At 62.6% G+C, this 21,293-nt stretch carries 21 protein-coding genes; 6 read left to right on the top strand and 15 right to left on the bottom strand.

The window, feature by feature from the left end; genetic code table 11:
- Positions 1-10: 10 nt before the first annotated feature.
- From ACVISU_RS34270 to ACVISU_RS34255, 4 genes are all read left to right on the top strand, one after another.
- Positions 11-1,042 carry a TRAP transporter substrate-binding protein gene (locus ACVISU_RS34270; protein WP_456709880.1) on the top strand — a complete coding sequence of 344 codons (1,032 nt, stop codon included), beginning with the start codon at positions 11-13 and terminating at the stop codon, positions 1,040-1,042.
- Between the two features lie 42 nt (positions 1,043-1,084).
- A complete protein-coding gene (locus ACVISU_RS34265; RefSeq protein ID WP_050403672.1) occupies positions 1,085-1,597 on the top strand; it encodes a TRAP transporter small permease in 513 nt (170 codons plus the stop codon).
- Between the two features lie 15 nt (positions 1,598-1,612).
- The gene (locus ACVISU_RS34260) at positions 1,613-2,908 is read left to right on the top strand and encodes a TRAP transporter large permease (protein ID WP_456709879.1); all 1,296 of its coding nucleotides are present in this window, start codon (positions 1,613-1,615) and stop codon (positions 2,906-2,908) included.
- 116 nt (positions 2,909-3,024) lie between these two features.
- Positions 3,025-4,119, top strand: coding sequence for an amidohydrolase family protein (locus tag ACVISU_RS34255; protein ID WP_456709878.1), 1,095 nt, complete (start codon positions 3,025-3,027; stop codon positions 4,117-4,119).
- A gap of 15 nt (positions 4,120-4,134) precedes the next feature.
- On the opposite strand, the gene ACVISU_RS34250 is transcribed toward ACVISU_RS34255, so the two are convergent.
- The 7 genes from ACVISU_RS34250 to ACVISU_RS34220 form a co-directional block, all read right to left on the bottom strand.
- Positions 4,135-4,419, bottom strand: a complete 285-nt coding sequence (locus ACVISU_RS34250) for a hypothetical protein (RefSeq protein ID WP_050403649.1) — start codon at positions 4,417-4,419, stop codon at positions 4,135-4,137.
- Positions 4,420-4,560: 141 nt separating this feature from the next.
- Positions 4,561-5,298, bottom strand: coding sequence for a Crp/Fnr family transcriptional regulator (locus ACVISU_RS34245; RefSeq protein ID WP_083992099.1), 738 nt, complete (start codon positions 5,296-5,298; stop codon positions 4,561-4,563).
- Positions 5,299-5,593: 295 nt separating this feature from the next.
- On the bottom strand, positions 5,594-6,433 hold the full coding sequence (locus tag ACVISU_RS34240; protein WP_050403650.1) for a phosphodiesterase: 840 nt from the start codon (positions 6,431-6,433) through the stop codon (positions 5,594-5,596).
- Between the two features lie 9 nt (positions 6,434-6,442).
- The gene (locus tag ACVISU_RS34235; RefSeq protein WP_456709877.1) at positions 6,443-7,501 is read right to left on the bottom strand and encodes an ABC transporter ATP-binding protein; all 1,059 of its coding nucleotides are present in this window, start codon (positions 7,499-7,501) and stop codon (positions 6,443-6,445) included.
- Entirely contained in the window at positions 7,498-8,283 is a 786-nt protein-coding gene (locus ACVISU_RS34230) for an ABC transporter permease (RefSeq protein ID WP_050403652.1), read from the bottom strand. Before ACVISU_RS34230 ends, ACVISU_RS34235 begins: the two co-directional genes overlap by 4 nt.
- 3 nt (positions 8,284-8,286) lie before the next feature.
- Entirely contained in the window at positions 8,287-9,102 is an 816-nt protein-coding gene (locus tag ACVISU_RS34225; protein WP_063695385.1) for an ABC transporter permease, read from the bottom strand.
- Positions 9,103-9,140: 38 nt separating this feature from the next.
- Positions 9,141-10,148 carry an ABC transporter substrate-binding protein gene (locus ACVISU_RS34220; RefSeq protein ID WP_456709876.1) on the bottom strand — a complete coding sequence of 336 codons (1,008 nt, stop codon included), beginning with the start codon at positions 10,146-10,148 and terminating at the stop codon, positions 9,141-9,143.
- A 194-nt stretch (positions 10,149-10,342) separates the two neighbouring features.
- Between ACVISU_RS34220 and ACVISU_RS34215 the strand changes: the two genes are divergently transcribed.
- Positions 10,343-11,494, top strand: coding sequence for a zinc-dependent alcohol dehydrogenase (locus tag ACVISU_RS34215; protein WP_456709875.1), 1,152 nt, complete (start codon positions 10,343-10,345; stop codon positions 11,492-11,494).
- Positions 11,495-11,540: 46 nt separating this feature from the next.
- Here ACVISU_RS34215 and ACVISU_RS34210 read toward each other — a convergent pair whose 3' ends face one another.
- From ACVISU_RS34210 to ACVISU_RS34175, 8 genes are all read right to left on the bottom strand, one after another.
- The gene (locus ACVISU_RS34210; RefSeq protein WP_456710967.1) at positions 11,541-12,245 is read right to left on the bottom strand and encodes an ABC transporter ATP-binding protein; all 705 of its coding nucleotides are present in this window, start codon (positions 12,243-12,245) and stop codon (positions 11,541-11,543) included.
- Positions 12,246-12,249: 4 nt separating this feature from the next.
- Positions 12,250-13,020, bottom strand: a complete 771-nt coding sequence (locus tag ACVISU_RS34205; protein WP_456709874.1) for an ABC transporter ATP-binding protein — start codon at positions 13,018-13,020, stop codon at positions 12,250-12,252.
- Positions 13,017-14,003: a branched-chain amino acid ABC transporter permease gene (locus ACVISU_RS34200; protein ID WP_456709873.1), complete on the bottom strand. Its 987-nt coding sequence runs from the start codon at positions 14,001-14,003 to the stop codon at positions 13,017-13,019. Before ACVISU_RS34200 ends, ACVISU_RS34205 begins: the two co-directional genes overlap by 4 nt.
- Positions 14,004-14,010: 7 nt before the next feature.
- Positions 14,011-14,895 carry a branched-chain amino acid ABC transporter permease gene (locus tag ACVISU_RS34195; protein WP_456709872.1) on the bottom strand — a complete coding sequence of 295 codons (885 nt, stop codon included), beginning with the start codon at positions 14,893-14,895 and terminating at the stop codon, positions 14,011-14,013.
- 54 nt (positions 14,896-14,949) lie between these two features.
- Positions 14,950-16,203, bottom strand: coding sequence for an ABC transporter substrate-binding protein (locus tag ACVISU_RS34190; protein ID WP_050405349.1), 1,254 nt, complete (start codon positions 16,201-16,203; stop codon positions 14,950-14,952).
- A 67-nt stretch (positions 16,204-16,270) separates the two neighbouring features.
- Positions 16,271-18,664: a xanthine dehydrogenase family protein molybdopterin-binding subunit gene (locus tag ACVISU_RS34185; RefSeq protein ID WP_456709871.1), complete on the bottom strand. Its 2,394-nt coding sequence runs from the start codon at positions 18,662-18,664 to the stop codon at positions 16,271-16,273.
- Complete coding sequence (locus ACVISU_RS34180; RefSeq protein ID WP_456709870.1) at positions 18,661-19,146, bottom strand: (2Fe-2S)-binding protein; 486 nt, start codon at positions 19,144-19,146, stop codon at positions 18,661-18,663. Before ACVISU_RS34180 ends, ACVISU_RS34185 begins: the two co-directional genes overlap by 4 nt.
- Positions 19,143-20,024, bottom strand: coding sequence for an FAD binding domain-containing protein (locus ACVISU_RS34175; protein ID WP_456709869.1), 882 nt, complete (start codon positions 20,022-20,024; stop codon positions 19,143-19,145). Before ACVISU_RS34175 ends, ACVISU_RS34180 begins: the two co-directional genes overlap by 4 nt.
- Before the next feature lie 167 nt (positions 20,025-20,191).
- Between ACVISU_RS34175 and ACVISU_RS34170 the strand changes: the two genes are divergently transcribed.
- On the top strand, positions 20,192-21,286 hold the full coding sequence (locus ACVISU_RS34170) for an LLM class flavin-dependent oxidoreductase (RefSeq protein WP_456709868.1): 1,095 nt from the start codon (positions 20,192-20,194) through the stop codon (positions 21,284-21,286).
- Positions 21,287-21,293: the final 7 nt, after the last annotated feature.

The raw sequence follows: 21,293 nt of genomic DNA, 5'->3' as shown, positions 1-21,293 counted from the left end.
GAGGAATGGCATGGATCGTACGGATCGATCGCAGCACCGCGGCGCCGGGCTCAACCGTCGCGACGTTATCAAGATCGGCGCGGGCCTTGGCGCGGTGGTTGCGACCTCGGCGCAGACCGCCCTCGCCCAGTCGAAAGCGATCTTCAAGGCGTCGGACGTCCAGCCGCCCGGCTATCCAACCGTGGTCGCGACGGAAAACCTCGGCAAGAAGCTGGCGGCGGCGACCAACGGCCGGCTGTCCCTGCAGATGTTCCCCTCGATGCAACTCGGCGGCGAGAAGGAAACCATCGAGCAGACCCAGATCGGCGCGATCCAGATGCTGCGCGTCAGCGCCGGCTCGATCGGCCCGATCGTCGACGACATCAACGTCGTCAACATGCCCTTCCTGTTCAAGAACATGGCGCATGCCGAGCGGATGATGGACGGCCCGATCGGCCAGGAGCTGCTGGACAAGATCACGGCAAGCACGAATGCTGGACTGGTCGCGCTGTGCTGGATGAATTCCGGAGCGCGTAGCCTGTACAACACCAAGCACGCGATCAAGACGATCGCCGACATCAAAGGCCTCAAGTTCCGCGTCATCGGCAATCCGATCTTCATCGACATGATGAACGCGCTCGGCGGCAACGGTGTCGCGATGGGCTACGATCAGGTGTTCAGCGCGCTGCAGACCGGCGTGATCGACGGCGCCGAGAACAATCCGCCGAGCTACGTCTTCAGCAATCACTACACCGCCGCGAAGCACTTTTCGCTGACCGAGCACCTGATCGTTCCCGAGGTGCTGGTGTTCTCGAAGCGCGCATGGTCCGCGCTATCAGCCGATGACCAGACGCTGATCAAGAAGCTTGCCCGCGAGGCGCAGATGGAAGAGCGCGGGCTTTGGAACACCTATGAGCAGCAGGCGATGGAAAAAGCGAAGGCTGCCGGGTCCGAGATCATCGAGATCGCCGACAAGGCGCCATTCCAGAACGCGGTCAAGCCGGTATGGGACAAATATGGCCCGAAGTATCAGGACATGATCGGACGTATCCAGTCTGCCTGACACTGCCTCACACAGGAAATCGTCTTCTCACAGGAAATGGACATGGCCGGATCATATCGCCGCGCGATGGACTATCTGTATCTTGCCTGCGTCATTACGGGCTCTGCGGCGCTGATCCTGATCTCGGCCGTCATCCCCTGGGCGGTGTTCACCCGCTATGTCCTGAACAGCGCGGCATCCTGGCCCGAACCTCTCGCGGTGCTGCTCACCATCGTCGTGACGTTCATCGGTGCGGCCGCCGGTTATCGGCTCAATCTGCACATGAACGTCGCATATTTTGCCAACAAGCTGCCTGACCCGCTCCGCAAGCTGACTGACCTTGCCGTCCAGCTGTTGATGGGGCTGATCGCGCTATTCATGATCATCTGGGGCGCCCGGCTCGTCGAGGTGACCTGGTACAACACGATTGCCGACTTCCCGTCGCTTTCGGTCGGCGTCACCTATCTTCCGATTCCGATCGGCGGCGCTTGCCTGCTGCTGTTCATCATCGAGCGGATTTTCCTGGGTGCCCCGCCTGATCCGATCGCAGCGCACCGCGACGTATCCGCCGACTGATCGCGGGAGGCCCCGATGGATATCCTCATTCTGCTCGCGACAATGCTGCTCTGCTTCGTGATCGGCATGCCGATCGCCTACTCGCTGGCGATGGCGGCGATCGTCGGCGCTCTGTGGATCGGCATTCCCCTGGAAGCGGTAATGCTGAAGATTTCCGACGGCGTCAGCAAGGTCGCGATGCTGACGATCCCGTTCTTCGTGCTGGCCGGCGCGATCATGGCGGAGGGCGGCATGGCCCGCCGCCTGGTCGCGTTTGCCGATGTATTGGTTGGACTGACCCGGCTGCGCGGCGGCCTTTCGATCGTCAACGTGCTTGCGACGACATTCCTGAGCGGCATCTCCGGATCGGCCGTCGCCGATACGTCCGCCATCGGTTCGGTAATGATCCCGCAGATGGAAAGGAACGGCTATCCGCGCGTGTTCGCCACCAACCTGACGATCACCTCGTCGGTGCAGGCGCTGCTGGTGCCGCCGAGCCACAATGCGGTGCTCTACTCGCTCGCAACCGGCGGAACGATCTCGATCAGCGCCCTCTTCATGGCCGGCGTGTTCCCCGGGCTGTTGCTCGGCTTTTCGCTGATCATCCTGTGCCTCGCCGTCGCCTATCGCGACAAGCACCCGCACGGCCAGACCGTGCCAGCCAAGGACGCGATCCGGATCGCCATCGATGCGTCCTGGGGTCTCATCACCCTCGTCATCATCCTGGGCGGCATCCTCGGCGGCATCTTCACCGCCATCGAAGCCGGGGCGATCGCCTGCATCTGGGCCTTCTTCGTCACGATGTTCATCTATCGCGACTATCGCTGGCGCGACCTGCCGGTGCTGCTGCATCGCACGCTGCGCACTGTCGCGATGGTGATGACGCTGATCGCCTGCGCCTCCAGCGTCGGCTACATCATGGCGCTGACGCAGATGCCGGCCAAGATGACGGCCTTCTTCCTGTCGATCTCGGATAACAAGTACGTCATCCTGCTCCTGATCAACGTCCTGCTGCTGGTGCTCGGCACGCTCGTCGACATGGCGCCGTCGATCTTGATCGCCACGCCGATCCTGTTGCCGGTCATGAAGAACTTCGGCGTCGACCCGGTCCATTTCGGCATGATCATGCTGCTCAATCTCGGCATCGGCCTGTGCCATCCGCCGGTCGGTGCAATTCTCTTCGTCGGATGCGCGGTCGGCAAGGTCACGATCGAGCAGGTCATGCGCAAGATCTGGCCGTTCTACGCGGTGATGTTCTTTGTCCTGATGTGCGTGACCTATCTGCCGGAAATCTCGCTATGGCTGCCGCGCCAACTTCAGGTGCTGCACTGAGGCAAACGGCATCTTGCAGATCAACACTGCGCTACACGCACGGCGTGTGGTCTTGCGACCGCTCGCCGGCATCCCTAGGCTGCCGTCCATAACAAAAGACCAGGGAGGCGATCGTCATGACCACAAGGCGGGATTTCCTGAAAGCGGGAGCGACGGCGGCGGCAGGCATCGTGTTCTGCGGCTGCGGGCTCGTCCACAACGCGAATGCGCAAGCATCGCGCCAGAAATTGCCGGTCACCGTCGACGGCAAGCGCATCAAGACGATCGACATTCACGCGCATTGCCACTTCCGCGAGGCGGGCGCGCTGCTTGGCGCAGACGCCGGAAAATATCAACTACCGCCGGTCAACGGCGCCGCGGAAGCGTTCATCGAGATCGACAAGCGCCTCGCAGCAATGGACGCACAGGCCGTCGATATGGAGGTGCTCTCGATCAATCCATTCTGGTACGAGCGCGATCGCGATCTCGCCGGCAAGATCGTGAAGGTCCAGAATGAAAAGCTCGCCGAGCTGTGCGCTTCGAAGCCCGAGCGGTTCGCAGCCTTCGCCTCGCTGACGTTGCAGGCACCCGACCTTGCCGTGCAGGAGCTGGAGACGGCAGTGAAGAAGCAGGGGCTGAAGGGCGCGGCGATCGGCGGCGTGGTCGACGGCGTCGAATTCTCCGATTCCAGGTTTCATCCCGTGTGGGCCAAGGCCGAGGAGCTCGGCGTCCCCCTGTTCATCCATCCGCAGGGCGTGCCCGAGCTTGGCAAGCGGCTCTCGGGCAATGGCTGGCTCGGCAACACCATCGGCAATCCGCTCGAGACCACGATCGCGCTCTCCCATTTGATCTTCGAGGGCACGCTCGACCGCTTCCCGGGACTGAAGATCTTCGCCGCGCATGGCGGCGGCTATCTTCCCTCTTACGCCGATCGTTCGGACCACCCCTGCCTGGTCGGACCGAAGGGATGCGATCCGAAGATCAAGCTGCAGAAGGCGCCGACCGAATACCTCAAGCAGATTTATTTCGACTCGCTGATCTTCACGCCCGAGGCGATCCGGCACCTTGCCGCGCAGGTTGGCGCCGGCCAGATCGTGCTGGGAAGCGACTATCCCTATCCGTGGCAGCCGGCGCCGGCCGACCACATCTTCGCCTGCGCATCGCTGAGCGACGATGACAAGGCCAACGTTCTCGGCCGGACCGCGGCCAAGCTGCTCGGGGTTGCGGCGTGACGAGGATGCCAACGATCAGTTGGTCTTCACCGTCCGCGTCTCATTGCGCGGCTGCGCCGTGGGCGCCGGCTGTGCGATCTTGGTCGACGGATCGGCATCGACGGCGCCGGTTCCGGCGAATTCCGCTTGCGCCGCGTCCGATATCCATTTGACCGCGGCGGGGTGGCTGACCAACATCCCGATCAATGCAACGACCACGAGCACCGGGAGAGCGATCAGCTTGATGCCGAAGCTCCCGTAGTTGCTCTCCGGATCCTGCTGCCGCGTGTCCTGTTCCCGGTTGTCGAAAGAGCCCTGCATGGATTTCTCCACAGTGCGAGTGTGCTCCACCGAAGCGTCACTTACCGCAGGGCACGCACGGCCGATGTGAATGATCTCACAGGCCTTGTCCGATTCACCATTTCGTGAAACGCCGGTGTGACCGCGCCGACCAGATAGCGGCTACTCGCCGTCATCAGCCCCGGCCTCGACCAGGGCCTGCAGCGACTCGGGCTTCAGCACGACGATCGCACCGTGCTCAAGCCTGACCCAACCGCGTGTCGCCCACGCGCGGAGCTGCTTGTTGATGCTCTCGCGGGTCATCCCGACCATCTCGCTGATCTCCTGCTGGGTAATCGAGATGGTGCGCCCCTGCGGCTTGTGCTTGTCGCTCAGGCGCAGCAGCGCGCTCGCCAGACGGCCCGGCAGATCCTGCAGGATCACCTGCTCGACCTGGTCGCTGGTCCAGCGCAACCTCGCGCACAGCAGCTCGATGAACTTCATCGCAAGCGTCGGCTGGCTGCGCACGAACGGAATGAACTCGCGCCGGTCGATGACGAACAGCTCGCAATTGGTGTTGGCGGTAGCATCGGCGGTCCGCGACAGACCGTCGAGCAGCGCGATCTCGCCGAATATCTCTCCTGCTTCGATCAGGTTCAGGATCGCGTTGCGACCGTCCGGCGACGAGATGCTGATTTTCACCGTGCCCGAGATCACCGCAATCAGGCTGGTGCCCGGATCGCCCTTGGAGAAGATCGTCGTTCCGCGCTTCAGCGTGACGTGCTTGGCATAGCGGCAGAGCTGATCGAATGCTTCGGGCTCGAGATCGACAAAGTAAGGATGCTTGCGCAGCACCGACAGCTTGTTGTTCGAAAACAACGGCGCGCCGGCAGTTCGTTCTATGGGCAGCGCACCGGTCATTGTGATCCAGACTGATTGTGTTGCGTTGAATCGGCGCGCCAGCAGCGCGGCACCGACAAGCCAGTGATCAATGAAAGCGGAAACGACTATAGCCCCACCGGGGGCCTACAGCAACAAAAGGTCCGGGCCGGTGAGATCGGGCTGGAAGGCATCCAAGGTACAATTTGGAATAAATATGTGCCTAGTTGCAACGCTCAATTGTAGCCGGCGGTTGCCTTCGATCTGGAAACCCCCGCCCACCAGCGGCAATCCCGCCTGCAAAACCCGTTCGTGTGAGGGGGGCGACGCGGCTCCCTCACAGCAGCTTGCCGTCCGGCCCGAAGAACGGATGCGGCCCGTCGAACTGACCGATGGGGATCTGGTGCGTGACCAGCTGTCCAAAATCCGGCCCGGGAAACCATGTGTGCAAATGAAATGCGGGCGGTTCCACCTTGAACGACGGCTCGCGGAGCTGTCCGAGGTCCAGGTCGACCGCATGGTTCGGGGCTGGGCATATGGTCACGGGGATGCCGGCGAAAGTGGTGAGCATCGCACGATGGACGTGCCCGCACGCGATCAACCGAACGCGCGGGTGACGCCTGACGATGTCAGCCAATGCGTCGGCATTGAAGAGGTCTTGCCGGTCCATATGCCAGATGCCGCCCTTGAATGGCGGGTGATGCAGGAAAAGCAGCGCCGGCCGGCCTGCCGCCGTCGCCAGCGCTGCGTCCAGCCATTGCAGCGTGGACGGCTCGAGCATGCCGTGCGGCTTGCCGGCTACGCTTGAATCAAGCAGCAGGAGATCGAGGCCACTCACCGCGATCTTCTGGTCGAGCGGGCCAGTCGGGTGAACATAGGGCGCGGCCGGAAACGCTTCGCGCATCCACCGGCGCGAGTCGTGATTGCCGGGAATGCCGGCAAACGGCAGCCGCAGCGGCGCGAGCAATCGCTTGAGATAGTCGTATTCCTCGACCGACGGCGTGTCGACGAGGTCGCCGGAGATGACGACGAAATCGGGCGCCGGCTCGAATGCGCCGAGCGCCGCCACGCAACGTTCGAGCGCCTTCGCGGTGTCGACCCGGCCATAGGCCAGCGCTCCCGGCGGCTTGATATGGAGGTCGGAGATCTGCGCGATCAGGACGGGTTTCGACGGCATCGATGTATCTCAGGGTTCGGACGGCAGCATGCGAAGCGCATCGGGTGCGATAGATAGCCCGATTCGATCGCCAACCTTGGCCAGGATTGTGTTGGGCGCGTCGACATTGAGCGGCTTGCTCGATGCACCACTCACGACAATTCGCTGCCGGTCGCCGACGAAGCTGATGGAATCGATTACTCCCGAGAGCACCGCCGCCTCGGCGTCCGTCACACGAATGGTTTCGGGGCGGATCATGACGGTCGCGTTCGCCCCCGTGGCGCCGTCCCTGATCGGCAATCGTCCGCCGGGCAGGATCAATTCGCCGTTGTCGATAGGAGCTTCCACGATATTCGCCGCTCCGATGAATTCCGCCACGAAGCGGTCCCTGGGCGCGAAGTAGACCTCGCGCGGCGTGCCGATCTGGGCGATCGCCCCCTTCCGCATCACGACAATGCGGTCACCCAATTCCATGGCTTCGGCCTGGTCGTGGGTGACGTAGATCGTCGTGATTCCGAGCGCGCGCAACAGCCGGTTGAGCTCGCTCCGCAGCCGGTCCCGCAAGGCGGCGTCGAGCGCGGTCAAGGGCTCGTCGAGCAGCAAGATGCCCGGCCGGATCGCGACCGCACGCGCCAGTGCCACACGCTGGCGCTGGCCGCCAGAAAGCTGCTCGATGCGCCGGTTCTCCAACCCCGTGATGTTCGTGAGGGCAACCAGCTCGGCAACGCGCGCGGCCCGCTCGTCTTTGGCAACACCCCGGATCTTCAGGCCGTAGGCGATATTGTCCGCGACCGTCATGTTGGGGAACAGGGCGTAGGACTGAAACACCATGCCGACATTGCGCCGCTCGATCGGAACCGAGGTCATATCCTTGCCATCGAACAGCACCTTGCCGCCCGCATCCGGCAATTCGAGGCCTGCGATGATGCGCAGCATCGTGGTCTTCCCGCAGCCGGATGGACCGAGCAGCACCAGCGTCTCGCCGCGTGCGATGTCGAGGGTCGCAGGATCGAGCGCACGCGTGCCGTCGGCAAAGGTCTTGCCGCATGCCTCGATCCGCACCGCCGCACCGTGCCCCGCCGTGTTCATCGCTTGTTGTCCCTGTCGGCCAGCAGCTGCATCGCAACCAGCAGCGGGATGATCATCACGAAGAAGATCAGCGTATACGCCGAGGCCACCTCGAGCCGCATCGAGGCGTAGCTGTCGGCAAGTCCGATCGGCAGCGTCTTCGTCAACGGCGTATGCAGCATCCAGGTCAGGTTGAATTCGCCGAGCGACAGCGTCACCACCATCAGCGCGCCGGCAAGGATCCCTGGCAGCGCGTTCGGCACGATGACATCGCAGAAGCGCCGCCATGGCGACGCCCCCAGCGAGGCGGCGCCCTCGTCGAGCGTCTTGATGTCCACGGTGGCAAACACCGCCATCACCGATCGCACCATGAACGGCATGGTGAAAATCACATGGCCGACCAGGATGAACAGCCAGGAGCGGCGAAAGTCGCCAAAGCTCCCGTAAGTGAGCAGCAGCGCAAGCGCGATCGCAAGCCCGGGGATCGCCAGCGGCAGCGTGATGATTTCCTCGACGATACGGGCGAGTCGGCCTCCCCGCGCGTGCAGCGCGTAGGCCGCGGGAACGCCGGCAAGCAGCGTGACGGCAAGTGTCGCAAAGGCGATCACGAACGAGAGGAGAATGGTGCCGGCATAGAGCTCCCAGACCTGCGCGACCCATTGCAGGGTCACGCCGGACTGGATGCCCCGGAAGTAATTCACGGTGACGCCGGCGGAGATCGAGAGCCCTGCGGGCACCACCAGGAACGCCGCGACGAATAGCGTGAAGATGAACTGGCCGGTAAAGATCAGGCGATCGCGCATGCTTCACCCGGCCGCCGCGACCGCGCTGCCGCTGAACGTGCGGGCCAGCGCAAGGATGAGCCAGGTGATCAGGCCAAGCCCCACCGACAGCGCGGCCGAGGTCGCGAAGTTGGCAGCCAGCGTGAACTCGGTGTAAATCAGCATCGGCAGCACGTCGATGTTCGTCGCCAGCGTGAAGGCAGTACCGAAGGCGCCCATCGCGGTCGCAAACGCGATCGCGCCGGACGCGACGAAGGCCGGCGCCAGCGCCGGCAGCACGACGTCACGCTGCACCGCCCATGGGCTTGCGCCGAGCGAACGTGCAGCCTCCTCGAGCCCGACGTCGAGCTTCTGCACGGCCGCCATGATGGTGAGGATCACGCGCGGGATCGAGAAGTAGAGATAACCGAGGAAAAGCCCGTAGATCGAATAGGCGAACACGAGCTTCTCGCCGAAGATCCGGTTCGAGAGATCGCCGATCAGCCCTTGCCGGCCCGCCAGCAGGATGATCATGAAGCCGACCACCACGCCGGGAAAGGCCAGCGGAAAGGTCAGCATCGCGATCAGCACGGCCCGCCCGGGGAAGCGGTGCCGTTGCAGGAACATTCCGGCAATCGTCGCCACGATCAGCGTGACGACCGTCGTTGCGGCGGCCAGCAAGACGGTGTTGATCAGCGTCGCGCGATAGCGCCCTTCGGTGAGGATGGCGAGATAGCCGGCGAGCCCGTGCGGCCCTTCGGCGCCCGCGACCACCAGCCGTGCCATCGGCAACAGGAAGAACGCCGTGGTCACGACCGCAAGCGGCAGCAGACAGAACCAGACGAAGGATCTTTGCGACATCGGAAGAATGGTGCCCCGTCGAAGGGAACCATATTGCCTCAGCGGACTTCGGCGAGATAGCGGTCGACGAAGCCTTTTTGCACGTTTTCCATCTCGCCCCAGTCGACGCTCTTGGCGCGGGCATAGTCGGTGTCAGGGAGGAATTTGCCCTTCACGGCAGCCGGCAGCTCGATCGGGCGCGAGGGGCGCAGATAGGCATTGGTCCAGATCGCCTGCCCCTTGTCGGACAGGAGATAGTCCATCACCTTCTTGGCCTTCTCCTTGTCGGGCGCGTTCTTCACGAGACCAACGACATAGGGAAATACCACCGAGCCCTCGCAGGGAATGACGAACTCGAAGTTGCCCTTCTCGGAATATTTCGCGCGATAGGCATTGAAGTCGTAATCGAACAGGATCGGCATCTCACCCGACACGACGCGGGCGTACGACGTCTGCTTGGGCACGATCGGATCGTTCTTGCGCAGCTCCTTGAAGAAGGTGATCGCCGGATCGAAATTGGTCGGCGAACCGCCCAGCGCGAGATTGACGGCGACTGCGCCGACATAACCCACCGCGGCGGACGACGGGTCGAGGTAACCGACCATGCCCTTGTAGTCGGGTTTCAGGAGGTCCTTCCAGCAGGCCGGCACCGGCTTGCCGCCCAGCGCGTCCTTGTTCACGAACAGGCCGAGCGTGCCGGAGTGGATCGTGGTCCAGTAGCCGTCGGGATCCTTGAGACCGGCCGGGACCTGATCCCAATGCACGGGCTTGTAGGGCTCGAGTGCGTCCTGGGCCTTGGCCTTCATGCCGAAGGTCACGCCGAAGTAGCCGATATCGCCGACCGGGTTGCTCTTCTCTGCCAGGATCTGGGCCAGCGCCTGGCCGGAATTCTTGTTGTCATGCGGGATATCGAAGTTGAGGTCCGCCTTGATCGCCTTCAGCATCGAGGCCCAATCGGCCCATTCCGGCGGGCAATTGTAGCAGATCACGTCGGCCGCCCTGGCGGATTGCCACGGCGCGAGCAGCGTCAGCGCCAGCAACGCAAGGACAAGGCGGACGGTCTTCATGAGAGGCTCCGGTCTGGGAGAGGATGCAATGCCGATTTCAACATCAACGGAGCGACCAAGTATAGGCCGCGTATGAATGTTTTGCGACGCGCTTGCTGCCGTGCAGCAAATGCACCGGCCCGGATGCCAATGATCCGAGGCTCGCGGCAAACCGTCGTTTCGCGCTAGGCTGAGAGCGGAAAGAGGAAACGCCCATGTACCAGCCGCCCGGCGTCAAGACATCGCCCGACCTTCCCATCCCCGACCTGATGGCAGCCTGGGTCCTTGGTGATCCCGACCAGCTCCTGCTGCGCGAGAAGCCGACGCCGATCCCCTCGCGCGCCGAAGTGCTGGTGCGGATCGACGCGGTGGCGATCTGCGCCACCGACCTCGAAATCATCCATGCCGGGTCGCCGGCAAGCATTCAGGGCGACACACCCTTCAACAAGGACTTCACGCCGGGTCACGAATACATGGGCACGGTTGCCGCGCTTGGCCCCGGTGTCGACGAGTTCAGGATCGGTGAGCGGGTCAGCGTCGAGATCCACGCCGGCTGCGGCCAATGCAAGCGCTGCCGCCAGGGCATGTACACATCGTGCCTCAACTATGGAAAGCCGGAGAAGGGTCACCGCGCCAACGGCTTTACGACCGACGGCGGATTCGCCGAATACGCGGTCAATCACATCAATACGCTGGCGCGCGTCCCGGATACCATGAGCGACGCGGAGGCGACGCTCGTGGTGACTGCCGGGACATCGATGTATGGCTTGGCGGAATTGGGGGGATTGGTGGCCGGCGAGAGCGTCGTGGTGATCGGCCCTGGGCCGATCGGACTTCTCGCAGTTGCTGTGGCCAAGGCGCTTGGTGCAAGCCCGGTCATCCTGACCGGAACACGCAGCAAGCGGCTGGCGATCGGCAGGGAATTGGGGGCCGACCGCGTCATCAACATCAACGACGAAGACGCCGTCGATATCGTGAAGCAACTAACAGGGGGGATCGGAGCGGACTATGTCGTCGAATGCGCCGGCACCGAAGCGACACTCAACCAGGCCATTCACATGACCAATCGCGGCGGCAAGATCTGTCTGGCCGCCTTCCCGCACGAGGCGGCGATGCTGGACGTTGCGCACCTCGTACGGAACAACATCTATGCTTACGGCATCCGCGGCGAAGGCCGCAGCGCCACTCACCGCGCGATGGAATTGATGGCCGCGAAGCGGTTCGACGCGACCAGGATCCATACGCATACATTTCCGCTCGCCGACCTGCCGACGGCGCTGAGATATGCGCGCGACCGCGTCGATGATGCGATCAAGGTCGTCGTGACCAATCGCAAGGCAGACGCCATCGCGAGCGCCGCGGAGTAAGTCCAGGTCGCCGGGCCGGTTGTCACCGCGCCAGAGCGGGCGCAGCTCAGACCGAGCAGTAGCGCTCCTTGATCTCGTCGTCGGCGAGCAGTGCCTGCGCAGACGCGTGGTGCACCACGGAGCCCTGATCCAACACATAAGCGCGATCGGCAATGCCGAGCGCAAGCTCGACGTTCTGCTCGACGAGCAGAACCGTCGTTCGCTGCGCCTTCATGTTGCGGAACAGCTCGAACATCTCGTCGACCAGAACAGGCATGATGCCCTCCGACGGCTCATCCAGCATGATCAGGTCGGGCTTTGCGATCATCGCCCGTGCGATCGCCAGCATCTGCTGCTCGCCGCCGGACATCGTGACCGCCTCTTGATCCATGCGCTCGGCCAGTCGGGGGAAGATCGCAGCGATCTCGTCGATAAGCTCCGTTTCCCGCTTCTTCTGCTTCGATGCGACCAGCCCTAGGCGCAAATTCTCGCGCACGGTCAGCCCCTGTACGATCCGTCGCTCCTCCGGAACGTAGGCCAGTCCCAACGCGAAGCGCACATGCGCCGGCTGGCGCAACAGCTCTTCACCCTTGAAGGTGACCGAGCCGCGCGTTCGCCGCATCAATCCCATGACCGATTTGAGCGTCGTCGTCTTGCCGGCGCCATTGCGCCCGATCAGGCAGACGATCTCGCCCCTGGTCACCTCGAGGCTGATGTCCTGCAAAGCGTGGCTTGCGCCATACCAGGCATTGAGCTGGCTGACCTGCAGCATCACCTCAATGCTCCCGCTGCCCGAGATAGACGCGCTTCACCGCCTCGTTCTGCCGAACCTCCTGTGGCGTCCCCTCGGCAAGCAACTCTCCGTGGTGCAGCACGAGGATCCGGTCGCTGATCCCGAGCACCAGCTTCATCTTGTGCTCGACGAGGATGACCGTGCGTTCCTTTGCGAGTTTTACGATCAGATCCATCATGGTCCGGGTTTCTTCCGGGCTCATGCCGGCCGTCGGCTCGTCCAGCAGCAGCAAACGAGGCTGGCTGGCGAGCGCCATGCCGATCTCCAGCGCCCGCTGCTCACCATGGGCCAGCGTCTTGGCCGCACGTTCCCGGGATTCCCACAATCCGACGAGAGCCAGCAGTTCATCCGCGCGCTCGATCAGTTCGGTCAGGCGCGCGCGGGGACGCCAGATATCGTATCGCGACACCAGCGCCTGCAGACCGACGCGAATGTTCTCTCGTGTCGTAAGCTGCGGAAACACGCTGGTGATCTGAAACGATTTCGCGATCCCCATATGCGCGAAGCGGTGTTGCGGCAGACCGGTGACATCCCTGCCGTCGAACTCGATGCTGCCCTTCGTCGGCGGAAACGCGCCGCACAGCAGGTTGAAGTAGGTGCTTTTTCCAGCCCCGTTCGGACCAATGATGGAGGTGACCGCTCCTCTGGAGAACTCGGCCGAGATATTGTTGAGGGCGACGAACTTCCCGAACGTCTTGCCGACGCCCCTGGTGCGCAGAATGATCTCATTCGCCTGGCCGGCCGTGGCAGTCATCGCCTGCTCCGCGCGATCAGCGTGCCCCAGATGCCGGCCGGGAAGAACAGCACGCATGCAATGAAGATGCCTCCAACGATCAATTGCCAATGAACGGTCCACACCGAGACCACATTCTCCAGGACCAGGAAGACCGCAGCACCGATCATCGGTCCGAAAAACGTCCCCATGCCTCCCAGGAGCGCGATCATCACGACCAGGCCCGAGGTCTCGTAGTGCAGGATTTCGATCGGAACGATCGACAAATGCAGGGCCTGCAACGCACCGGCAAGGCCGCAGAAAGCGCCCGACAGGACGAAGGTCAGCAATCGCGTCAGAGTCACGTCGTAGCCGGACGCGCGCGCACGCATCTCGTTCTCGCGCACCGCTTCGATGACGGCACCAAACGGCGACGCCAGAATGCGCGACATCACGAAGAAAGCTGCAATCACGAAAGCCGCGATGACGTAGTAGCGGATCATTGGATTGATGAAATCGATTTGCAGGCCGAACAGATCGATGGTGCGGACATTGATGCCGCGAAGGCCGTTCTCGCCGCCGGTCAAGTCAACTGCCTGATAGAAAAGGTAGTAGACACACTGCGACAGCGCCATCGTGACCATGGCGAAGTAAATGCCTCGGGTCCTGATCGCGAGCACGCCGATCAACAGCGCCATCAACAATCCGCCGGCGACCCCGGCGGCAATCGCCGCATACCACGGCCAGCCGAAGTGCACGATGGAGATGCCACAGAGATAGGCACCGGTCCCGAACAGCGCCGCGTGACCGAACGACAGCAGGCCGAGATAACCGAACACAAGGTTGAAGCCGAGGGCGTACAGCCCATAGATCAGGATGTTCACAGCCAGAGCCGTGAACGGCATCACCAGTGGGAAAACCAGGATAACCGCCGCGACAATACTGGCACGATGCCGCGTCACGAACTGGTACCAGCCGCCCGTCGCGACACCGGACTGTTTGATCGATTGAGCGGTTTCGGTCATGCCGGGCTCAGCTCATCAATCCGGCGCGGCCGAAGAAGCCCTGGGGACGAACGATCAGGACAAGCGCCATCAAGGCAAAGATCGAAACCTTGGCCATCTCCGGTGCGAACAGCGAGGTCATGCTGACCACCACACCAACCAGCAGGCCCGCCAGGACCGCGCCGCCGATCGACCCCATCCCTCCGATGACGGTCACAACGAAGGCTTCCGCGAGAATCGTGCCGCCCATCTCCGGAATGACGCCTTGGAGCGGCGCGGCCAACAGGCCGGCAAAGCCCGCAATCGCGGTGCCTATACCGAAGACGATCAGCCATACCCTGGCTACATCGACGCCGAGGACGCGAACGATCTGTGGATCACGTGCGCCGGCGCGGATAATCAGCCCGAAGCTGGTCTTCTCCAGGAACAGCCAGAGCGCCAGCAGCACGACGGCCGTCGCACCTATCACGAACAGGCGGTAGAGCGGGAAATAGCCGACGCCGATATCGACGGCGCCCTGCAGAACTTCGGGCGTGTCGAAAGGGTAGCCAGTCTTGCCAAAGGCAATGCGGACGCATTCGACCATCACGTAGCTCAGCCCGAAGGTCAGCAGCAGCGGATAGTCAATGCCCCGGCCGTAAAGCGGCCGGATCAGCACGCGCTCGACGGCGAGGCCGAACAGTCCGATTGCGATCGGCACGGCCACGAGGCAGATCCAGAAATTGCCCCCGATCGAGATCAGATAGAGCCCGACATAGGCGCCGACCATGTAGAACGCGCCATGGGCGAAGTTGACGACCGTCAACATCCCGAAGATCAGCGAGAGACCGATCGCAAACAGCACGTAGATGGCGCCGAGCGCCAATCCGGCAAACAGTTGCAACGCAATCAGCTCAAAGCTCAGGCCCGCCATTTGTCCCCCCCAGCACGGCGCGCACCGACCCGCGACGCACGCCGTCGCACGAGCTCAGCTCTTGTGACCGAGCGCCTCGCAGCTGCGCAGGTACTTCTCGTTGGGTTCTTCGGTCGACAGGACCTCGAACACGTCGGATACGTTCCTCAGGTCCTTGGACTTCGACTTGATCACGAGCACCGATTGCACCGACTGGTGATCGCATTTGCGATAATATTGCGGCCCCTTGTAGTAGTCGTATTTGAGGGCTTCCAATGCAGCGACGACCCTGTTGGTCTCGACGCTGCCGGCGCCCTTGACCGCCTCGAGCACGGTCCGAACACCGCCGTAACCGAGCGCACCGTAGTCGGTGGGCAGCTTGCCGTCGTACATCTTGCGGAACGCATCGTTGAACGCCTTGGTCGAGGCGAACTTGTCCTCGATACCCCAGTAGAAAGAGCAACCGCCGATGACACCTTCGAATGCCTGGGGACCGGCCGCGACGCGGCTGGCATGCGAGAGCAGCGGCGCGATGATCTGGATCGATTTCTTGACGCCAAAGTCGGTCGCCTGTTTCAGCGCGATCTGTTGGTCGCGGCCGAAATTGCTGATGCAGAGAATATCCGGCTTCAGCGCCTGGAGACGGGGCAGCAACGTGGAGAAGTCGGTCGTTCCCAGCGGATGACGGATGTCACCGAGGTTCTCGATGTTGAATTCCTTGCCGACCTCGAGAAAACCGCGAACCATTTCGTGACCGTAGGCATAATCGGCCGTGAGAAACGCAACCTTCTTGCCGAATTTGGCGAAGGCATAGCGGCCGACCGCGCCTGACGTCATGTGCGGGTTCAGCGCTTCGTGAAATGTGAACTTGCTGAAGTCGGCCGCCTCGTTGATGGCGTCGGATTGGCTGATCGAATTGAAAATGACGCCGCGCTCTTTGGTAACGTTGTTGATCGCAAGCTGAACCGCCGCCGACAGGCTGCCGACGACGAAATTCACCTTCTCCTTCTCGACCAGCTCCAATGTCCGCGTTGCCGCCTCACCGGGATTGAGCTTGTCGTCGCGCACGACGAGCTCGGCCTTGCGGCCATTAAGACCGCCAGCATCATTGAATTGGGCAACAGCGAGCTGCCCCGCCCGCACCTGGTCCTGGGCCTCGGCGCCATATGGGCCGGTCAGAGGCACAGGGAAGCCGATCTTGATGGGCGCCTCCTCGGCCTGGAGCAGATTGATGCGAAAAGGCGAGACGGCGAGAGCGGCGGTGGCACTTGCCGTCGTCAGCAAGCGACGACGCGATATCGATCCAGCTTTGGTGATCTTGTTCGTCATGACCATTCCTCCCCAAGAACCGCCTGTGTTTTGCTTATCGTATTGTCTTTGCCCGGAACGTCTCCACTCAGATTCGTCCCAAGGCCGTCAGAATAACCTGAGGCGTTAACGGAATCTCGGTAATTGTTGCGCCCAACGGCCGCAGCGCGTCATTGACGGCGTTGGCCACCGCGGCTGCCGCGCCGGCCGTGCCGGCCTCACCCGCCCCCTTGGCCCCCAGCTCAGATTCCTGCGTTGGAGACACGACGTGGCCAACCTCGATATCGGGCATCTCGCCGGACATCGGGACCAAGTAGTCCGCCATATTGGCGTTGGTCAGCTGACCGCGCTCGTCATAGATGCATTTCTCGAACAGCGCCGCGCCGAGCCCCTGCACGACCCCGCCCCGGATCTGCTCGTCGACCAGTTGGGGGTTGATGATGGTGCCGCAGTCTTCGACAACCCAATGCTTAAGCAGCGTCACGAACCCAGTCTCGATATCGACCTCGAGCCACGAGGCCTGAACCCCGTTGGTGAATGCAAAGGGAAATTGACGCGGGACGAAATGCCGGGTCGCCATCAGTTCGGGCTGGACACCCGGCGGGAGGGTGTCCGGCCGAAAATAGACGATCCGCGCCAGTTCGCTCAGCTCGATCCGCGGCGTGCCGCCGTCGTCGACATTGACGATGCTGTCGTTGACGATATCGAGCCCGGCCGGTGTCGATTGCAGGATGGCCGCGGCGACATCGAGGATATTCTGGCGCAGAGCCTTGGCGGCCTGCAACGCGGCTTCGCCGCCGATGCCGGCACCGCGCGAGGCCCAGGTGCCGCCGCCATAGGGCGTGTTGTCGGTGTCGCCCAGGATCACGCGAACCCGGTCCATCGAAACGCCCAGCACACTGCCCACGATCTGAGCAGTCAGTGATTCCGACCCTTGCCCCTGCTCGGTGATGCTGGTCTGGCAGATCACCGACCCTTGCGCGTCGAGCCGAACCGCAACGCCATCCTGCGACGAGATTTTCGCGCCGCCGACGCCGTAAAAGGCGGCACTGGGATTGGTCACCTCGATGAAGCTTGCGATTCCAATACCCCGGTGAATGTTCCTGGCGCGCAATCCCGCTTGCTGGGCACGCAATGCGTCGTAGTCCATCATCTGCAGCAGCTTGGCCAGCGAGGCGTGATGCGAAAGCTGCTCGAATTTCATGCCGGAGGGTGATGCACAGGGATAGGCATCGTCGCCGATCAGATTGCGCCGGCGGATCTCGACGGGATCTATGCCGATCTTCGCTGCGGCAAGGTCGACCAGCCCCTCGGTGACGGAACAGGCAATCGGGTGCCCGACCGCCCGGTACTGACACATCACGTTCTTGTTCTGGAAGACGACGCGCGCTCGCGCCCGATAGTTCGCCGTGGCATACGGCCCGCCGACCAGATTGACCACCTGATTGGCCTCGATGGCACTGGTGCGCGGATACATCGAATAGGGACCGATCCCGGTCAGGTCGTCGATCTCGAAGGCCGTGATGGTGCCGTCCGGCCTGACGCCGATCCGCCCCCTGCATCGATGATCGCGGGCGTGAATGTCCGTGTTGAAGCTCTCGACCCGGTCGGCCACGAATTTGATCGGGCGGCGCAGCAGCTTGGACAGCGCATAGGTCGCCATCTCGTCAGCGTAGATGTGGACCTTGATGCCGAAAGAGCCGCCGACATCCTTGCAAACCACCCGGACCTGCGCTTCCCTTAATCCGAGATGCAGGGCTGCGATGTTCTGCACCATGTGGGGCGCTTGCGTGCCCTGATAGATCGTGAGCCGCGCTTCGGCCGCATTCCAGTCGGCAACCACCGCCCGCGGTTCAAGCGTCACGCCGGTGTGGCGTCCGAACACGAATTCGGCCTCGACCACCTCGGAATCCGACAATGCATGGTCGACATCGCCGGCATCAAGAATCCGTTCAAAGGCGAGGTTGTCACCGAGCGCGGCGTGAATGACGGGCGTTGCCGGATCGAGCGCGGTGCGCATGTCGGTGACCGCCTCGAGTTCTTCGTATTCGACGGCAACATGCTCCATCGCATCTTCGGCTGCCGCACGGCTGGTTGCCACGATCGCCGCGACCGCCTCGCCCTGCCAACAGGCCCGATCGACCGCGATCGCGTGCTGCGGCGCCGACTTCAATCCCTTCAGGTGTGAAAGCACGCCGACCCACGGCGCGATGACGCCCTCAAGCTCGCGACCCGTGACGATGGCAATGACCCCGGACATACGCCGGGCCGCGTCGGCATCGATCGCAACAATTCTTGCGTGGGCATAAGGCGACCGCAGGAAGACCACGTGCGCCATCAGCGGCAATTCCAGGTCGCTGACGTATTGTCCGCGCCCTTGCAGCAACCTGTCGAGGTTGGGCCGTGGCACCGTCTTGCCGATATAGGAATTCGGGCGATCGAGCACCGAAAGCGTCTCTGCCGGAGCACGGGTCACGGTCACGCCGGCCGCTCCCCGCGCATCTTGGCAGTCGCCTCGACGGCGTCCACAATGGCTTGATAGCCGGTGCAGCGGCAATAATTACCGGAAAGATGCTCGCGGATCGCCTGGCGATCAGGCACGGGCAGATGTTTCAGCAGATCCTGCGCTGTGATCAGCATCCCAGGCGTGCAATAGCCGCACTGCAATGCATTGCGTTCACGAAATGCCGCCTGGAGGTCGGCGATTTCACCGCTGTCGGACAACCCCTCGATTGTCTCGACCGACGTGCCCTCCGCCTGGACCGCCAGCATCAGACAAGAGCGGACGATCTCGCCATCGATCCGGACCGTACAGGCACCGCACACGCCGTGCTCGCAACCGACATGAGTTCCGGTCAGCTTCAGACTTTCTCTGAGAAAGTCAGCGAGATTGAGACGCGGCAATACAAGCGCTTCAATGGGCTCGCCGTTGACCAGAAGCGAAACCGGCACTGGAGCGCTCACTTGGTCACTCCTGCTTCCAGTTCGGGCCGCGCCAGCAATGCGGCCACGCAGCGCCGGAGCAAGACCGTAGCAAGATGTCGGCGCATCGCCGCGGTAGCCTGTTGATCCTCCTGTGGATCGAGCTCATCGGCCAGCGCTGTCGCGGCTTCTGAAAGCAAGGCCGACGTCACGGATACATTGATCAATCTGCCTGCGGCCGCCGCCAGCAGAGGCCGGTCGCCAACCGCAAAGAAGCCGAGCCGAAAATCCGTGAACCTGCCAGCTGCAACAACGGCACGTGCGGCAAGACCAACGACGGCGTAGTCACCATGTCGACGAGCATACTCCTGAAAGAAGAATGTCGAGCTCTTGCCCGCGACTGGCATCTCGATCGCGACGAGCAATTCGTCTGGCGACAGCGCCGTTTCGTAGATGCCCTTGAAAAATTCAGTGGCGCCAATCCGGCGTTCGCCGGAGGAACCGCGAACGACAATCATGGCGTCAAGTGCCACAACACAGGCCGGCAGTTCCGATGCCGGATCGGCGTGCGCAAGGCTACCGCCTATCGTTCCGCGATTGCGAATTGCAGGATGAGCAACGTGGGTAACGGCATTCCGCAACAGCGGCGCGTGCAGCGCAATCTCTGGCGATTTGAGCAGGTCGACATGCCGCGTCAGCGCGCCAACGATCAGGACGCCCGCCCTCACGGTGATCCCACGCAACTCTGCCAGGCCACCGATATCGACCAGAATGTCCGGGGAGATGAGCCGCAGGTTCATAGCCGGCATCAGGCTCTGGCCACCCGACAGTATCTTCGCCTTGTCGCCATGCGCAGCAAGCAACTCCAGCGCATTCACGACGCTGGTCGCGCGGGCGTAGGCGAAAGCCGCAGCTTTCATGTGGGCGTGGCCTCCCGGCCCAATTTAGGTTGCCCGATTAGAGAGCCCGCCCTTTCAAACGTCAAGTTTGTTTATCGACTGATTATTTGTGCGGCAGGGCTTGTCTTCGCCTTGGGAAGGCCGCAGGTTCCTCGCCAACTAAAGTCAACCGCGGAGGGAGGCGGATCATGAAGCTCGGTTTCTTTACGATGCCGATCCATCCTCTCGACAAGGATTGGCGGCAATCGCTCCGGGAGGACCGAGAGGCCTTCCTGCTCGCGGATGAGCTCGGGTTCACCGAGGCGTATGTCGGCGAGCATGTCACCGACAAAGCCGAGAACATCACCTCGAGCATCGCATTCATTGCTTGGCTTGCTGCCGCAACCAAGCAGATCACGCTTGGAACCGGTACCATCAACATGCCGAACACGCATCCGGCGGCGGTCGCCGCATCCGTCGCCATGCTCGATCACATGCTTGATGGCCGCTTCATCTTCGGAATAAGCCCCGGCGGATTGCTGTCCGATGCGGAGGTTTTCGGCAATCTCGATGCTGACCGCAATGCCATGTTCCTGGAGGCGATCAATCAGGTGCTCGATATCTGGGCTGGCAAGCCGCCGTATGATTTGCAGGGCAGATATTGGAATGTCTCGGTCCGGCGAACCTTGATCGAGGAGATTGGCCAGGGATTGATAGCCCGCCCTTTGCAAGCCCCTCACCCGCCGATCGTGGTGACCGCGGTCGCGCCGTTCTCAAAAGGCGTCACGGAAGCCGCTGCGCGCGGCTGGGATCCGATCTCGGCGAACTTTCTGATGCCTGCTTGGGTGAAGAGTCACTGGTCCAAATATGTCGAGGGTTGCGCGCGTGTGAACCGGGCAGCGGACCCCGCCAACTGGCGCGTCGCCAAGAGCGTATTCGTGGCAAAGGACGCAGCAACGGCGAAGGCCTATGCCACGTCGCCCGACAGTCCCTACGTGTACTATTATCACCAGCTATTCACGAAGCTGAAGCGCAGCGGCCGGCTCGAGCTGTTCAAGACGAGGCGGGATCAACCAGACACGGAGATCACCCTCGAGGCGATCTGTGACAAGCTGATCATCCACGGCACGCCCGAAAGCGTGGCCGATCAATTGCTGGCGTTCCAGGAAGAGATCGGCACTTTCGGAACCTTGCTCTATGCCGGCAAGGACTGGAAGGATCGCGAACTCGGCCGTCAATCGATGATCCTGATGGCCGAGAAGGTCTTGCCGCGGATCAACGCCGCTGCCGGATCACCCGCGTGACGAAGGG

The organism is Bradyrhizobium sp. USDA 4452 (genome assembly GCF_054063575.1).
The sequence above is the reverse complement of the archived record's forward strand: the minus strand, read 5'-3'. Positions and strand labels throughout refer to the sequence as shown.

What these genes read in the sequence shown, in the direction of transcription:
- ACVISU_RS34230 (WP_050403652.1), bottom strand. Translation starts at nt 8,283, where the DNA reads ATGCGCGATCGCCTGATCTTTACCGGCCAGTTCATCTTCACGCTATTC.
- ACVISU_RS34215 (WP_456709875.1), top strand. Translation starts at nt 10,343, where the DNA reads ATGTACCAGCCGCCCGGCGTCAAGACATCGCCCGACCTTCCCATCCCC.
- ACVISU_RS34235 (WP_456709877.1), bottom strand. Translation starts at nt 7,501, where the DNA reads ATGAACACGGCGGGGCACGGTGCGGCGGTGCGGATCGAGGCATGCGGC.
- ACVISU_RS34220 (WP_456709876.1), bottom strand. Translation starts at nt 10,148, where the DNA reads ATGAAGACCGTCCGCCTTGTCCTTGCGTTGCTGGCGCTGACGCTGCTC.
- ACVISU_RS34245 (WP_083992099.1), bottom strand. Translation starts at nt 5,298, where the DNA reads ATGACCGGTGCGCTGCCCATAGAACGAACTGCCGGCGCGCCGTTGTTT.
- ACVISU_RS34260 (WP_456709879.1), top strand. Translation starts at nt 1,613, where the DNA reads ATGGATATCCTCATTCTGCTCGCGACAATGCTGCTCTGCTTCGTGATC.
- ACVISU_RS34190 (WP_050405349.1), bottom strand. Translation starts at nt 16,203, where the DNA reads ATGACGAACAAGATCACCAAAGCTGGATCGATATCGCGTCGTCGCTTG.
- ACVISU_RS34210 (WP_456710967.1), bottom strand. Translation starts at nt 12,245, where the DNA reads ATGCTGCAGGTCAGCCAGCTCAATGCCTGGTATGGCGCAAGCCACGCT.
- ACVISU_RS34200 (WP_456709873.1), bottom strand. Translation starts at nt 14,003, where the DNA reads ATGACCGAAACCGCTCAATCGATCAAACAGTCCGGTGTCGCGACGGGC.
- ACVISU_RS34250 (WP_050403649.1), bottom strand. Translation starts at nt 4,419, where the DNA reads ATGCAGGGCTCTTTCGACAACCGGGAACAGGACACGCGGCAGCAGGAT.
- ACVISU_RS34205 (WP_456709874.1), bottom strand. Translation starts at nt 13,020, where the DNA reads ATGACTGCCACGGCCGGCCAGGCGAATGAGATCATTCTGCGCACCAGG.
- ACVISU_RS34225 (WP_063695385.1), bottom strand. Translation starts at nt 9,102, where the DNA reads ATGTCGCAAAGATCCTTCGTCTGGTTCTGTCTGCTGCCGCTTGCGGTC.
- ACVISU_RS34240 (WP_050403650.1), bottom strand. Translation starts at nt 6,433, where the DNA reads ATGCCGTCGAAACCCGTCCTGATCGCGCAGATCTCCGACCTCCATATC.
- ACVISU_RS34175 (WP_456709869.1), bottom strand. Translation starts at nt 20,024, where the DNA reads ATGAAAGCTGCGGCTTTCGCCTACGCCCGCGCGACCAGCGTCGTGAAT.
- ACVISU_RS34270 (WP_456709880.1), top strand. Translation starts at nt 11, where the DNA reads ATGGATCGTACGGATCGATCGCAGCACCGCGGCGCCGGGCTCAACCGT.
- ACVISU_RS34195 (WP_456709872.1), bottom strand. Translation starts at nt 14,895, where the DNA reads ATGGCGGGCCTGAGCTTTGAGCTGATTGCGTTGCAACTGTTTGCCGGA.
- ACVISU_RS34265 (WP_050403672.1), top strand. Translation starts at nt 1,085, where the DNA reads ATGGCCGGATCATATCGCCGCGCGATGGACTATCTGTATCTTGCCTGC.
- ACVISU_RS34170 (WP_456709868.1), top strand. Translation starts at nt 20,192, where the DNA reads ATGAAGCTCGGTTTCTTTACGATGCCGATCCATCCTCTCGACAAGGAT.
- ACVISU_RS34255 (WP_456709878.1), top strand. Translation starts at nt 3,025, where the DNA reads ATGACCACAAGGCGGGATTTCCTGAAAGCGGGAGCGACGGCGGCGGCA.